This is a genomic window from Nostoc sp. CMAA1605, assembly GCF_021596505.1.
Taxonomy (GTDB): Bacteria; Cyanobacteriota; Cyanobacteriia; order Cyanobacteriales; family Nostocaceae; genus Trichormus.
Genome location: NZ_PJIZ01000061.1, coordinates 1 through 14,045 on the forward strand (window position 1 = coordinate 1; position 14,045 = coordinate 14,045).

Below are 14,045 nucleotides of genomic sequence, written 5' to 3' on the forward strand. Positions count from 1 at the left end.
GGGGACTGATGACGTTTAAACGGTTATTTTTATTCTTTATACTGACACCCATCGCAGCTATAATTGCAGCTTCGTCTTTACTGGGTACTTTACAAGAACCGCAATTCCAGAGTCGCTTGGAACTCTATCAGACAAATATTGTTCTCCAAGCTCAAGCTTGGCAACCAGGCGATAGTCAAGATGATAGCTCTGGGGCAATTCGAGACGCAATCCTTGGGGAACAACCCCTAGAAAGTGCGACGGAGAAATATCAACAAACACGTCAGTCTGTGCAGACTAACTTAGCCAAAGTACAGCAGCAACTTGCACAACTGCAATCTTCCAATCAAGTTTCCACACCACCCAAACCACTACCAGAAACCCCACCCACCGCCAATATTTCGATTTCACAAAAGCAACAACAGTTAGAACAATCCCAACAAAAAATGCAAAAATTCCTTGATGAATTAGACTTGCAGTTGGGAATTTTACAAGCTAAACAAGGAAAGACTGACACAGCAATCAAAATTTGGGGTGAATTGCAACAGTCAACAGTCAATAGTCAACAGTCAATAGTCAATAGTCAACAGTCAATAGCCAATAGTCAACAGTCAACAGTCAATAGTCAAGAAACTGCGGCTGTTTTAAGTGGACTATGGAGTGATCCCCCGCGTCTGTTACCCAAGGCTCAACAGGTAATTCAAAATAATTTATCGGGTTGGTTTCGTTCTACCGCCTTGATTCAGTTATACCAACTCCAACAACGAGAAACTGCGTTATCTGAAGTGCAGACTGCACAACAAGAAATTGCGGCTCAAGCGGTATTTAAGTTAGCAGTTATTGGTACCGTCCCTGCACTTACAGCTTTATTGGGAGTGATTATACTGATTTTCTTAATTGCTCAACGCTTATTCAAGGGAAAAGAGTCATTACTAGCGCAAAACGAAGATTTAGCTTGGGCGACTCCTTGGGATGGGGAAATTATCTTACAGGTGTTTGTCGTCGGTTTTTTCTTCATGGGACAGTTGTTTGTCCCCTTTTTACTGATGCTACTTCCAATTCCCCGTCCTATCGTAGATATCCGTCTGCAAGCTGCTTCTGTGTTAGTTAGTTACCTGTTGGTAGCGGGGGGTGCGTTATTGGTAATGTATTTCTCCCTGAAACAGTTTTTCCCTTTACCCAGACTGTGGTTTAAATTGCAACTACGGGATAACTGGTTTTTGTGGGGATTTGGCGGATATTGTGCGGCTTTACCGATAGTGATTGTGGTTTCCTTGATTAATCAACAACTATGGCAAGGACAAGGTGGGAGTAACCCACTTTTACAACTAGCACTAGAAAGCCAAGACTTTGTAGCACTGGGGATATTTTACGTTACAGCCGCGATCGCAGCTCCCCTATTTGAAGAAGTGTTATTTCGTGGTTTTCTCTTACCCTCTTTAACTAAATACTTACCAGTCTGGGGAGCAATTCTCGCCAGTGGTTTATTATTTGCGATCGCTCACTTGAGTTTATCAGAAGTGCTACCATTGACCGCTTTAGGCATCGTCTTAGGAGTAGTCTACACGCGATCGCGCAACCTGCTTGCACCCATGCTGCTACACAGCCTGTGGAATAGCGGCACACTCATTAGTCTGTTTCTCTTAGGTAGCGGGAATTAATGAGGGCAGGGGGGCAGGGGGGCAGGGGAGGCAGGGGAGGCAGGGGGCAGGGGGCAGGGAGCAGGGGCAGGGGGCAGGGAAGGGAGAAAAGATATGATCTAAATTCCCAATCCCCAGTCCCCAATCCCCAGTCCCCAGCGAAGCACTGAGCTTGTCGAAGTGTCCCCAGTCCCCAGTCCCCAATCCCCAGTCCCTAGTCCCCAGTCCCCAATCTATCGCCAATTCCATAACTGGCATAGCATTTATAAATATGTAACTATTAATATTGTTAAATAGATTACAAAACTTCTAGGCTAATTTTTATTATCATCTGAGTATGCAAATTCTTTGCTACTGTGTTGATTGTCATCCTCTAGCACTCCAAGCCGGAATAATTAATTCATGAGTTCCGGTGTGATGATTGGTCACAAACACAAGTAAATTCACATAAATTCAACTGCCAATATTCTTTTCTACTTCAGGTAAGTTAAGAATATTTGAGTAGAAGAACTACTAACCTGTTCAATTGACACAGGTAATTTCTATTAAAGATATCTTGAAGATTGTGACCATCTCCTATAAAAATCCGGAGATAACACTGATGTAAGAGTAAAAAGTGGTATGTTAAAGCCACTTGAGCAGATAATTTGGAATTAATTCTTGTGAAAGAGGAAAATTCTGAAAAAATCTGTAATAATACACACCTAGTACAAAAATCTCAGGTAAAAAGCACTCATGCAAAAGGCAAAAGAAAGCTGATTTCTTTGAATTCTTGCTATTTTGAATTTGTGCAGTATTTATGTCCTGTTGTACTCGTTGATTGTGTAAACATGGTTAGCATCAAGCTCCTGAATTATTTGTGAGCGCGGCAAACTCTAAAAAGTTTTGCCACTGTTGCCAATCAGATGTGACTAATTAGCCATAAAGAAACAAAATAATTCTAGGCACAATCAGATGAAATATTTCATCTAAATTTTAGTAGCTTATCTTGCCATGCTTATTAGCCAATAGTACCACCCACATGAGTGTTCATGTGGGAAAGCTGATCATATCAATTCAGCAAAAATATATTTATTCAAATTTCGGACAATAATAATTTCAAGGAGCATAAACCCTATGGCGAATCTTCATCCTACTGAACAAACTAACAAACAATTATTAGCTAGCTATTGCGGGATCATTTTCGGTGGTTTCGGAGTGCATAAATTCATTTTAGGTTATGCTCCCGAAGGTTTTATTATGTTAGTGATTTCTTTGGTAGGTGGTACGTTCTCCTACGGCATGACTTTATTGATTATGCAAATAATTGGGTTAATTGAAGGGATGATTTACTTAAACAAAACCCCTGAACAGTTTGTGAAAACTTACATAATTAATAAGCAGGGTTGGTTTTAGGAAAGTTGGGGATTGGGGATTGGGGATTGGGGACACTTCGACAAGCTCAGTGCTTCGCTGGGGACTGGGGACTGGGGACTGGGGACACTTCGACAAGCTCAGTGCATCGCTGGGGACTGGGGACAAGGTAGAATTTATTTCTCAACTCATTACTCATTACTCAGCACTCATTACTCAGCACTCATTACTCATTACTCATTACTCATTACTCATTACTCATTACTCATTACTCAGCACTCATTACTCAGCACTCATTACTCATTACTCATTACTCAGCACTCAGCACTCAGCACTCAGCACTCATTACTCAGCACTCATTACTCAGCACTCAGCACTCATTACTAATTAAGTCGGATTTCTATAGTTATCTTGATGTTTGCAATTATGGATGAGCAGTATGTTGAATTACAAAAGTAAGTATTTAACTTGGATACTATGTTTAATAGTGGGCATGAGCTACGTTAGTGTTATGTCTAATATTGATATCCACTATTTCTGGAAGAGTTTGATTATTTTTCTCCCGATTCAGCTTGTAGCTTTAATTTATGCAACTGCTAAAATTTGGGGGATTGGTGGGAGGAATAGAGGGAGAAACTCGGTAACTGCTGACTAATGTACAGGCGGATTTAACCACAATATTTGTCTGAGAGCGTGAATATCTCACAGAAACCGCCTCTACTGGCTAAAATTTAATGTCTTGGCTATTGAGTCAAAGTTACAGATTTCGCTACCCTCAAATTAGAGATGCTTTTATATAAACCTCAGAATTCCCATAGCGAATCTCAACACTTGCCATGCAACTTGTCCCGAAAACTCAGCTTAACCCAGAAACACCCCCAACCAGAGAAAAAATTCTGTTAGATGTTGGGGGTATGAAGTGTGCTGGTTGTGTGAGTGCAGTAGAAAAACAACTCACTCAATACCCAGGAGTCGTGAGTGCTTGTGTGAATCTGGCTACAGAGGTAGCTGTTGTAGAGTCGGAAACTGGTGTTGTAGATCCAGAAAAACTGGCCGAGAAACTGACTGCAAGCGGATTCCCTACTCAACCCCGCAACGCTGGCGACAAAGTAGCAGGCAAATCCACATTACAAGATTCCACAGAACGACACCGCCAACAAATGCGTTCGGCTTGGGGACAGTTAGCGATCGCGGCGGTGTTATTGTTGTTTTCAGGTATCGGACATTTGGGTAATTTCGGTAGCCCTATATTAATCGCACTGAATAACATTTGGTGGCACTTTGGTTTGGCTACCCTCGCATTATTAATTCCGGGCCGCCCGATTTTCATTGATGGCTGGTTGGGTTGGCGGCGCAATGCACCCAACATGAATACTTTAGTAGGGTTGGGAACGCTTACCGCCTATACAGCCAGTGTAGTGGCGTTGTTTTTTCCCCAATTAGGTTGGGAGTGCTTTTTTGATGAACCAGTGATGATGCTGGGCTTTATCCTCTTGGGAAGAACCTTAGAACAGCAAGCCAGAGGTAAAGCCGCCGCCGCCTTTAGACAACTGCTAGCACTCCAACCCCAAACAGCCAGATTGATCCCCAACCCAGATCCAGAAAATCTCAGTCTGGGAACAAACACCGTTGAAATTCCCGCCGAACAAGTCAAAGTTGGGGAATGGATACAAGTTTTACCAGGAGATAAAATCCCCGTCGATGGGGAAATACGTTTTGGACAGACAACCATAGATGAGGCGATGCTGACTGGGGAATCTGTGCCGGTGATCAAACAACCAGGAGATACAGTCACCGCAGGCACAATTAACCAATCAGGCGCGATCGCTATCCAAGCCACCCGTACTGGTGCTGACACTACTTTAGCCCACATCGTTGCCCTGGTAGAAGCAGCCCAAACCCGCAAAGCTCCAGTCCAGAAATTAGCCGACACCGTAGCAGGCTACTTTACCTACGGCGTATTAACCGCCTCAGCCTTGACTTTTGTTTTTTGGTACTGCTTCGGTACTCATATTTGGCCTGATGTCACTATCAGCAGTGGCATAGAAATTATGAGTCACGCCACCCATACCGCCCACCATTCTCCACTCCCTACCCCCTATTCTCCACTGCTGATTAGTTTAAAACTCGCGATCGCCGTTATGGTTGTCGCCTGTCCCTGTGCTTTAGGACTCGCCACACCCACAGCCATTTTAGTTGGTACAGGCATAGGTGCAGAAAAAGGTTTATTAATCAAAGGTGGCGACGTTTTAGAAAAAGTCCACAAACTCAACACCGTAGTCTTTGATAAAACCGGTACACTCACCACAGGGAATCCCCAAGTTACCGATTGTATTGTTTTGGGGAATTGGGAATGGGGAATTGGGAATGGGGAATTGGGAATGGAAGACAAGGTGGACAAGGTAGACAAGAGAAACCTTACTTCCATGACGGCAGTTGCTCCTCTTGGGGAGACCCCAAGACCGCACTGCCTCCCCCATGACGGCAGTTGCTCCTCTTGGGGAGACCCCAAGACCGCACTGCCTCCCCCATGCCCCATGCCCCATTCCCTGATACAACTAGCAGCAGCCGTGGAAAGTGGCACTTACCATCCCTTAGCTAAAGCTATTCAGCAGGAAGCACAGCGTTTAAATTTAGAGATTCCAGAGGCTAAAGATTTCCACACTGAGCCAGGGTTGGGTGTATCGGCACTGGTAAATGATGAAACTGTCCTGTTGGGCAACTGGGAATGGTTGAGTTGGCATGGAGTTGTCATTGATGAAGCTGCACAACAGACAGCTAATCAGCTAGCAACAGCAGGTAAAACCGTTGTGGGCGTGGCTGTGGCTGGGAGTTTGGCTGGTGTGATTGGGGTGCAAGATAGCCTGAGAGCCGATGCTCATAGCACCGTCAAACAGTTACGCCACATGGGTTTGCGGGTGATGCTTTTGAGTGGCGATCGCCCAGAAGCCGCCAGTGCGATCGCCCAAAAATTAGGTATAGAACAAAATGACGCGATCGCTGGTGTTCCCCCTAGTAAAAAAGCTGCCGTTATTCAAGAACTGCAAAGTCAATCTCAGCATCCCATTGCTATGATTGGTGATGGTATTAATGATGCACCTGCATTATCCCAAGCCGATGTCGGCATCGCTTTGCATTCCGGTACAGATGTCGCAATGGAAACTGCCCAAATTGTCTTGATGAGCGATCGCTTAAGTGATGTAGTACAAGCAATTTCCCTGAGCCGTGCCACTTTCAATAAAATTCGCCAGAATTTATTTTGGGCATTTGCTTACAATACCATCGGTATTCCTTTGGCAGCCGGGGTATTATTACCACACTGGGGTTTTGTTCTCAGTCCCTCTGGTGCTGCGGCTCTTATGGCTTTTAGTTCTGTGAGCGTGGTCACTAATTCCGTATTATTACGACGTTTTACCCATTATTAGGTAACATTACGACATCAATGTAGTTTTCATCATCTCAGGTTAAACTAAAGCGATAAGTAGATGTTAAGCGTCTCATTCTAACTGTAAACACAGAGTAAAATCTATGTATTCTACTTTGTGTTAGCCAGTACAGCTATGTTGTCATGCTAAACATCCAACATCACAGTCTGTAGTGGGCGAGAATGATAGGTAACGATACTCACAAAATTAGAACTAATCAAAATTTCCACGATTTTGGTAACAGTTTATCAATGGCAGCAGAAATCCAGGAAAGTCATCTACTAATTTTGGAAGATGATCAAGGTCGTAAAGAATTTACCCTAGAAAATACTATCTACTCTATTGGTAGAGACCGTGATTCAAATATCCGTTTGGTGTCTCAATTTGTCTCTCGTCGTCATGCCACATTGGTGAGACTGCCCAGACAGCATAACTCTCAAAGCTACTATTACCGGATTGTAGATGGTGATGGCAAAGGGAGACCTAGTGCTAATGGCTTCATGATTAATGGGCGGAAAATGCCAGCCCATGATTTGCAAAATGAAGATGAAATTGTGTTTGGGCCTAAAGTCCGTGCCATCTATTATTTGTTAAAAAACACTCAGCGTTCTGGACAAACGGATGCTAGTGAGTATGATATTACACTGATTAACCCCAGTATGGCTGAGGATATGGAGGAAATTTAAACCATTCCTCATACAATAATTTTCAGGTGTCTTTCCCTATACCTCTATGTCCGCCGGAGTGCTTTCCTTCTCTACGAGAAGCTACGCCAACAAGACGCTTGTTTGTGACACGTTTCGCGATCGCGTCGGGGAATATTTGGGCTGTTCTTCCTGGGTTGGGTACAGGAAGCATCTTTGCCGTTCCCAGGCAAGGAGTTTTCAACCTGCTAGACTTTCAATTAAGTGCCAGTAGCGACTAATCTCGATTTCTTTCTTAAGAAAATCAAAAACTTTTCGGCAGTGGTTCTCTAGGCGCAGAGGTAGTTCTTCATTTTTGACAACAATTGTCATACGAGTTTCCGTCTCTGTCGCCGTTGACTTATCAATTAGCACTTCTGCTTTCACTAATTGGGAAACCGAAACATTCCCAGGAATCTCACGCGCCAAGATGTAATCGGACGAGTAATACTGAATCTCCAAATCACAGTTTTGTAATAGGTCGAGCATCAAGGGCTGAAGATTTTCTAAGTTAATAGCAAGAATAAATGAACACGTATAGCGAGCCATAATAGCCCCACACCTTGCAACACTCCGTCCATCGTATAATACTGAGGTGACGAAACGGCAACTACTTATAGATTAATTAAAGAAAAATACTGTTTATCAAAAAGTGAAGGTTCAAAACCAGACTTGCGTCCCGCTACGCTAACGCCCCTAGTGGGCGAAACAGTCCTCGTATCGCAAGGTAGGTAAAAACCCCACCCCTTGTGGGTGGCTTAGTTTAATTGCGAATTGCGAATTGCGAATTGGTTTTATTGATCAAGTAGATGATGTTGAAAGTTGAATGTCAACTTTTGACAGGAGTCGCTTGCTTCCCTAAAAGAGTCATACCAAATCGGGATGAGTAGTGTTGTCTCAAGCCCCTGGAATATCCTGTGAATCAGGACTGATACCGAATTGGGATAGGTAGTATTCCCGCACTATGCGGGAAGTAAACTACAGACTTTCCACAAAATCTAAAATCCAAAATCGGGATATGTAAAGAGAAGCAAGCTATGTGGTATCGTCCCTCCAAGCAAAGGGAAATGTGGAGATTGAACTTGGCAATTTGTCCAATCCAATGACTAATGACTACAGTGAAGACTTCTGCTCAAAGCTAGGTGCATAGACTTGCAGTAAACTACTAACTTGGCGTAAAACCTCATTACCAGTAGTTTTAGAGGGAATGGGGGTTCTGTTGTCGTTAGGCTGAACAAGGTTACGGTTAATAGCTTCATGGACTTGCTGAGAGATTAACTCTTGCAGTTCAGCCCTAGCGCGTTGACGCTGGTAATTAGCACCTTCTTCAGTGGTGGCGTATAGGGGTGGGAGACGGTTGAGGGCGTAGGCGGCGATATCACCTACATCGATGGAACTTTCGCTAGTAGCTTCAATTTCCGCCACACGAGCGATCGCTTCCGTTAACACCAACTCTTCCATGACGTTGATAAATTGTTTGCGAGGTACAGCCACTACCTCACCAGTTAATAATGCTCCCATCAATTTATCTAACGCCATATACTCTTCAATTGAGAGTTCTGAGGCGTTATCACAGATACGTCCAACTTCTGCTTCCATTGCTGGCGTGAGATAACCATCCTGGAGAGCTTGTTCTACAATTTTTTCAATACTCATAAGGCTCATCTTAATTTAATCCACCCAAGCAAGGTAAGGACGATACTAAACAAACTTATGCTGCCTATATTATCGACAAAAAATATACTAAATTAACAGCAACAGTGATGAGTTACGCTGTTACTATTCCTTAGTTTGAGTCCGCCAAGATGTCGGATCAACAGACTGTCCATTGACATACAAACCCCAATGTAAATGAGGCCCGGTAGACGCACCTGTTGAGCCAACTGCACCAATTAACTGTCCAGCCTTGACTATATCACCCTCTTTGACATTGATACGACTAAGGTGCATAAAAATACTGACAACTCCTTGTCCGTGATCCACCCCAACTACATTTCCATGCACCCGAAATCCCTGAGATACTGTACCAACTAACGCCACTTTACCTGCGGCGGGGGCGATGACAGGAGAACCTGCTGCACCAGCGTAGTCTAAACCTCGATGGTAGTAATCATTGGCGAATTCACCGTTATAGTAACGACGTACACCATAAGGAGTGCTGAGTCGTCCTTTGTTTGGGGCAATAAATTTACCATTCCAAAACTTTTGCGGTGTTTGTAGGGCTTTAAAGGCAGCTACACGATTGAGTTCATATTCAGTAGCCCCGCCAGCAGATTTCCCAGGAGGTAAGGTAATACGCTGTACATTAAACTTCCGATTACTTACCCAGATAGCCAGGTTTTTGACTTGTCCATCACCCACAACTTTGACTGTTCTAGTACCTGGTTTTTCTAAGGGAGTCGTGGGGATAAAAGAACGGTATTGGTTGGCTGCAATTGGGTAAGCTGGATAAGTTTTTTGTCCCACAACTACTTCTGGAGTAGTTGAATTTTCTGCATTATCTACATTGATTAATATAGATATAGTATCTCCCAAGCGAGGTTTAGCGGGACTTATCTGTACTTCTAAAGCTGCGACAGGTAAGGAAAAACTCACAGGGAAAACCGCACACAAGCCAATAAATAGATTGATCAGTTGATGATTGTTTGATGTATCTCCTTTGATGTTGCTAGACAGTAAATTTTTTTGAGAAGTTCGGGGATAATCTGCAATAGTCATAGCAATTAATAACCATACTTCACTTCTGTGAAAGAACAGACTCGCTAGCGATAGTTAGTGTTTCTTAAACAAAAGCCAATCTTTTTTGCTCAAAAAATATATTTTTTCAGTAATTGCTTAGTGTCTCAACTATACTAACCGCTATATTAGAAATTGCAAACGATGCTTATATTAACTTGACATATTCTGATTTAACTATAGCAATCCGCTTTGATTTGCGAAATTCTTTGTGTAGGAAGGGAACTCTTAACAGGGAATCGGGAATCGGGAACGGGAAACAGAAGAAATAGTTTTTGTAATTTATGAGACGGCAGCTTCTAATAGCTCAATTGTTCCCAAGGAGGCATCAATTTCTACTGGTGTTCCCACTGGTAAAATAAATTTGTCCTGAATATGACCTATCATTGACCCGTACCAAGCTGGAATTCCTAAAGGGAGGATGTGGTCTTGCAATACCTGCATTAATGTCAGTGATGGTTCATCACCCAGGCTACAATCACTACATTGACCAAAAATAAAGCCGGCGATTTGGTTGAGTATACCAGCGTTTTTGAGTTGTGTTAACATCCGGTCTACCCGGTAGATGTCTTCGTTAGTATCTTCTACGAACAAAATACTGTTGTACCAAGAGGGTAGGTAGGGTGAACCTACCATTGCACACAAGACTGATAAGTTACCACCGACAAGCTTACCTTTGGCTTTTCCTGGTGTGATTGTTTGTACTTGTCCTTCTGGCGAGTTAGTATTTTTGAGTGTGACGGCTTGAGCATCAAAGAAAATGCGCTGGAGATAGTCCAACATAAAGGGAGTCCAAGTTGATGTAGCAACTGGGCCGTGAAAAGTCATAATTCGACTACGGGCATTAATAGCTAATAATAAAGCAGTGATATCGCTATAGCCCATGAGAATTTTTGCGTGGGAGCGAATTAAGGGATAGTTGAGTAAAGGTAAAATTCGATTACAACCCCAACCGCCACGGATAGCGAGAATAGCTGCGACTGAATTATCTGCAAACATATCATTTAAATCTTGGGCGCGATCGCTATCTTTCCCAGCTAAATAGCCGTAGCGATCAAAAATATGTTTACCTTGCTTGGTTTTTAATCCTAATTGGGTTAAATATTGCTGTACTTTTGCAATATATTTATGGTCAAAAATCCCCGCCGGAGCGACTAATCCCACTGTATCACCCACCTTTAGGCGTTGTGGTTTAATAATATCGTTGGGTGACAATTGTCCATAAACAGTAAGTTGAGGAATTTGGGTAGCCAAGGTAGCTAAACTAAAAGTTTGCAAAAATTGACGGCGTTTAATTTTAGTCATTAGTCATTAGTCATTAGTCATTAGTCATTAGTCATTAGTCATTACTCATTACTCATTACTCATTACTCATTACTCATTACTCATTACTCATTACTTCTACCTTGTCTCCCCAATTCCCAATCCCTATTCCCACGTTGAAACATCACGCAAGACACCAGGAATTTCTCCTTGGGAGAGGGGAAATTCTAAGATAGTTTCTCGATAACCTAAGTATCCAGATTCGGCAAATGATGATAGCATTCTCACTAATGCTAGCCAGACTTCTGGTTCATATTCCCAATCACGGTAACGAGTAGAACGACCAGCAATTGAACGCAATGCCCAAAAATAGGAATTTCTGACTACAGAACCGCCTTTTTTGAATTCTGGTAGGTCTTCATGGTATAAAAACAATACTTGATTGTCAATTTTGGCTCTCATTAGGGACTTATAACTAAAAAATAATCAATCGCTTTGTAGGCAGAGTACCGGAGGCAGAGGGGCAGGGGGCAGGGGGCAGGGAGACAAGAGAGACAAGGGAGACGAGGAAGCTGAGAAGAATAAACAATTCCCCAATCCCCAATCCCCAATCCCTAACCTCTCTTATTTAACAAATTCTTAGCAGTATTTTTTGATTCCTGCTTAAGTATACTGTGTAACGTTGTTAACAATTCTTTTTGTGTATATGGTTTGGCAAGTAATTTTTTAACTTGTAAATTTTGCGCTAGTTGATGACTGTTTACTAAACCACTGACAGCCACAATTTTGACGTGGGGATTGATTTTTTGTAAAGCTTGAATTGTGGCGTTACCATCCATAGCGGGCATCATCATGTCTATGAGGACTAAGTTGATTTTATCTTGGTGTTGGGCATAGAGTGCGATCGCCTCTACTCCATCACTAGCAGTCAAGACTTGATAGTTGTAAGCTTCCAGTGAGATGGCTGTTGTTTCGAGAATTTGGGTTTCGTCATCAACAACTAAAATTAATTCACCGTTACCTTTAAATAGTTCTAAGTCTTCTGTTAATGAGCTAACTGCCGCTTCTACTGCTGGTAGAAATATTTGAAATTGTGTACCTTTCCCCTGTTCGCTATTAACTTTAATAAAACCATGATGACTTTTGATAATACCTTGTACAGTTGATAATCCTAGTCCTGTACCTTTACCTACATCTTTAGTGGTGAAAAATGGCTCAAATATTCTATCGAGAATTTCTGGTTCTATGCCTATACCTGTATCTGTGATAGAAATGACGATGTAAGAGCCAACATTAGCATCAAGATTCATGCGGGCATAGTGTTCATCAATAAATAAATTATCTGCACACAGACTTAAATTACCACCTTTTGGCATGGCATCACGGGCATTAACTACTAAATTCATGAGTACCTGATGTAAGTTAGTAGCATCACCAATGACTGTCCAAAGTTCTGGTTGAATTTTTGTCGAAAATTTAATCGATTTGGGAAATGTTTCTTGGACAATTTGGTTAATTTCGGAAAACAAGTAGTTAATTTGAACAATTGTGCGCTTCCCTTCAACGCCACGGGTAAACTGCAATACTTGCTTAACTAAGGCTGCACCACGTTTAGCGTTAGACTCGATAGTTTGAAACATTCGTTGAGAGCGATCGTCAACATCGGGAAGTTTGATTTGTAATAGTTGGGCAGCTGTTAAAATCGGGGTCAGGATATTATTTAAGTCGTGAGCAATACCACCTGCTAATGTGCCAATACTCTCTAATCTTTGAGCGCGGAGAAACTGACTTTCCAATTGCTTTTTCTCTGTAATATCAGTGTAAACTGTCAGAATTGATTGCGGGGTTCCATTTGGATCACGCATCACATTCCAACGACTAGCAACAATAATTTTTTTGCCTTGTTGAGTTACTTGATGCAGTTCACCTTGCCAAGAATCATCCGTGGCTAAACTATCAATGATATGCTGCAATTGAGGAAAATTTTCTTGTGCATATATTAATTGACTAACATTTTTACCAATTACTTCTTGAGCTTGCCAGCCATATAAATTTTCTGCCCCCTGATTCCAGAAACATATATGCTGATTTAAGTCTATTACCAGCACAGCATCGGTGATTTTATCTAATAAAGCTGCTTGTTCTCTTAATTTGTTTTCTGCTTGGATTCGCTCTTGAATTTCATCGGCTAAAAGTTGATTTTGTCCTTTTAGTTGTTTTGTCAGATTACATAGTTTGAGGTGAATTTTTACACGGGCTAATACTTCTTCGTGTTGTAATGGTTTGGTGATGTAGTCTACTGCACCTAGATTTAAGCCTTTAACTTTTTCTCCTATTTCTGAAAGGGCAGTCATAAAAATAACCGGAATATCTTTAGTTAATTCATTGTTCTTCAAGCGGTGACAAGTTTCAAAGCCATCTATTCCGGGCATAAGAATATCTAAAAGGATTAAATCGGGGGAAGCATATTCAGCTCTTGCTAAAGCACTTTCACCGTCTTCTGCAACTAATACTGTATATCCAGCATTGGCTAGAACATCAAACAGTATTTCTAAATTGATGGGAGTGTCATCAACTATGAGGATGACACCTTGATCAAGTGAATCACTAGGCATATATTTGGTATGTTTAATTTTTTAAAAAAAGTTTAAAATTGTTTAAAAAAATCTACACTTTGCTTGCCTTTAAAAGCTTTGACAAGTTGACGTAAATAATAGCAAATAGAATTAGTTTTTTGTCTAATTCCTCTAGTTGTTCAACTCTTTGAGCAATAGCTCTTAGAGTACCCTACATTGCTAAATCTAGCAAAACTGTTAATTCATCAGACGATGGAGTTTGTAGTCGCCAGTTTTTACCCAGGGGTATACCCCTAATAATAAATGAGAGTTATAAACATAATCATTTTGTTTTGCTAGATGAGATATTAGGGGACTTCTAACTAAAAAAATATACAATTGCTGTGGTAA

Annotated in this window: 12 protein-coding genes; 5 read left to right on the plus strand and 7 right to left on the minus strand. The window is 41.8% G+C overall.

Annotated features, from left to right (window positions below; genetic code table 11):
* The first annotated feature begins 8 nt into the window (after positions 1 to 8).
* From CV014_RS19275 to CV014_RS19295, 5 genes are all read left to right on the plus strand, one after another.
* Positions 9 to 1,640: a CPBP family intramembrane glutamic endopeptidase gene (locus CV014_RS19275; protein ID WP_236143536.1), complete on the plus strand. Its 1,632-nt coding sequence runs from the start codon at positions 9 to 11 to the stop codon at positions 1,638 to 1,640.
* A 1,095-nt stretch (positions 1,641 to 2,735) separates the two neighbouring features.
* On the plus strand, positions 2,736 to 3,014 hold the full coding sequence (locus CV014_RS19280) for a TM2 domain-containing protein (protein WP_103137881.1): 279 nt from the start codon (positions 2,736 to 2,738) through the stop codon (positions 3,012 to 3,014).
* A gap of 12 nt (positions 3,015 to 3,026) precedes the next feature.
* Entirely contained in the window at positions 3,027 to 3,359 is a 333-nt protein-coding gene (locus CV014_RS19285; protein ID WP_236143502.1) for a hypothetical protein, read from the plus strand.
* Between the two features lie 449 nt (positions 3,360 to 3,808).
* Entirely contained in the window at positions 3,809 to 6,397 is a 2,589-nt protein-coding gene (locus CV014_RS19290) for a heavy metal translocating P-type ATPase (protein ID WP_236143503.1), read from the plus strand.
* Between the two features lie 182 nt (positions 6,398 to 6,579).
* The gene (locus tag CV014_RS19295) at positions 6,580 to 7,083 is read left to right on the plus strand and encodes an FHA domain-containing protein (RefSeq protein WP_236143504.1); all 504 of its coding nucleotides are present in this window, start codon (positions 6,580 to 6,582) and stop codon (positions 7,081 to 7,083) included.
* A gap of 22 nt (positions 7,084 to 7,105) precedes the next feature.
* On the opposite strand, the gene CV014_RS19300 is transcribed toward CV014_RS19295, so the two are convergent.
* The 7 genes from CV014_RS19300 to CV014_RS19330 form a co-directional block, all read right to left on the minus strand.
* Positions 7,106 to 7,255 (minus strand): hypothetical protein, encoded by a 150-nt coding sequence (locus CV014_RS19300; protein WP_236143505.1) that lies wholly within the window; start codon positions 7,253 to 7,255, stop codon positions 7,106 to 7,108.
* 26 nt (positions 7,256 to 7,281) lie between these two features.
* Positions 7,282 to 7,629: a hypothetical protein gene (locus CV014_RS19305; RefSeq protein WP_236143506.1), complete on the minus strand. Its 348-nt coding sequence runs from the start codon at positions 7,627 to 7,629 to the stop codon at positions 7,282 to 7,284.
* A gap of 564 nt (positions 7,630 to 8,193) precedes the next feature.
* Entirely contained in the window at positions 8,194 to 8,736 is a 543-nt protein-coding gene (locus CV014_RS19310) for a late competence development ComFB family protein (RefSeq protein ID WP_236143507.1), read from the minus strand.
* Between the two features lie 123 nt (positions 8,737 to 8,859).
* Positions 8,860 to 9,798, minus strand: coding sequence for a M23 family metallopeptidase (locus tag CV014_RS19315; protein ID WP_236143508.1), 939 nt, complete (start codon positions 9,796 to 9,798; stop codon positions 8,860 to 8,862).
* A 300-nt stretch (positions 9,799 to 10,098) separates the two neighbouring features.
* Entirely contained in the window at positions 10,099 to 11,121 is a 1,023-nt protein-coding gene (locus CV014_RS19320; RefSeq protein WP_236143509.1) for a S66 peptidase family protein, read from the minus strand.
* 123 nt (positions 11,122 to 11,244) lie between these two features.
* The gene (locus tag CV014_RS19325; RefSeq protein WP_236143510.1) at positions 11,245 to 11,541 is read right to left on the minus strand and encodes a hypothetical protein; all 297 of its coding nucleotides are present in this window, start codon (positions 11,539 to 11,541) and stop codon (positions 11,245 to 11,247) included.
* 152 nt (positions 11,542 to 11,693) lie between these two features.
* Positions 11,694 to 13,694 carry an ATP-binding response regulator gene (locus CV014_RS19330; protein WP_236143511.1) on the minus strand — a complete coding sequence of 667 codons (2,001 nt, stop codon included), beginning with the start codon at positions 13,692 to 13,694 and terminating at the stop codon, positions 11,694 to 11,696.
* Between the last annotated feature and the right edge of the window lie 351 nt (positions 13,695 to 14,045).

Coding starts and splice junctions, on each gene's coding strand:
- CV014_RS19325 (WP_236143510.1), bottom strand. CDS start 11,541: ATGAGAGCCAAAATTGACAATCAAGTATTGTTTTTATACCATGAAGAC.
- CV014_RS19290 (WP_236143503.1), top strand. CDS start 3,809: ATGCAACTTGTCCCGAAAACTCAGCTTAACCCAGAAACACCCCCAACC.
- CV014_RS19315 (WP_236143508.1), bottom strand. CDS start 9,798: ATGACTATTGCAGATTATCCCCGAACTTCTCAAAAAAATTTACTGTCT.
- CV014_RS19320 (WP_236143509.1), bottom strand. CDS start 11,121: ATGACTAAAATTAAACGCCGTCAATTTTTGCAAACTTTTAGTTTAGCT.
- CV014_RS19310 (WP_236143507.1), bottom strand. CDS start 8,736: ATGAGTATTGAAAAAATTGTAGAACAAGCTCTCCAGGATGGTTATCTC.
- CV014_RS19300 (WP_236143505.1), bottom strand. CDS start 7,255: ATGCTTCCTGTACCCAACCCAGGAAGAACAGCCCAAATATTCCCCGAC.
- CV014_RS19295 (WP_236143504.1), top strand. CDS start 6,580: ATGATAGGTAACGATACTCACAAAATTAGAACTAATCAAAATTTCCAC.
- CV014_RS19280 (WP_103137881.1), top strand. CDS start 2,736: ATGGCGAATCTTCATCCTACTGAACAAACTAACAAACAATTATTAGCT.
- CV014_RS19330 (WP_236143511.1), bottom strand. CDS start 13,694: ATGCCTAGTGATTCACTTGATCAAGGTGTCATCCTCATAGTTGATGAC.
- CV014_RS19275 (WP_236143536.1), top strand. CDS start 9: ATGACGTTTAAACGGTTATTTTTATTCTTTATACTGACACCCATCGCA.
- CV014_RS19305 (WP_236143506.1), bottom strand. CDS start 7,629: ATGGCTCGCTATACGTGTTCATTTATTCTTGCTATTAACTTAGAAAAT.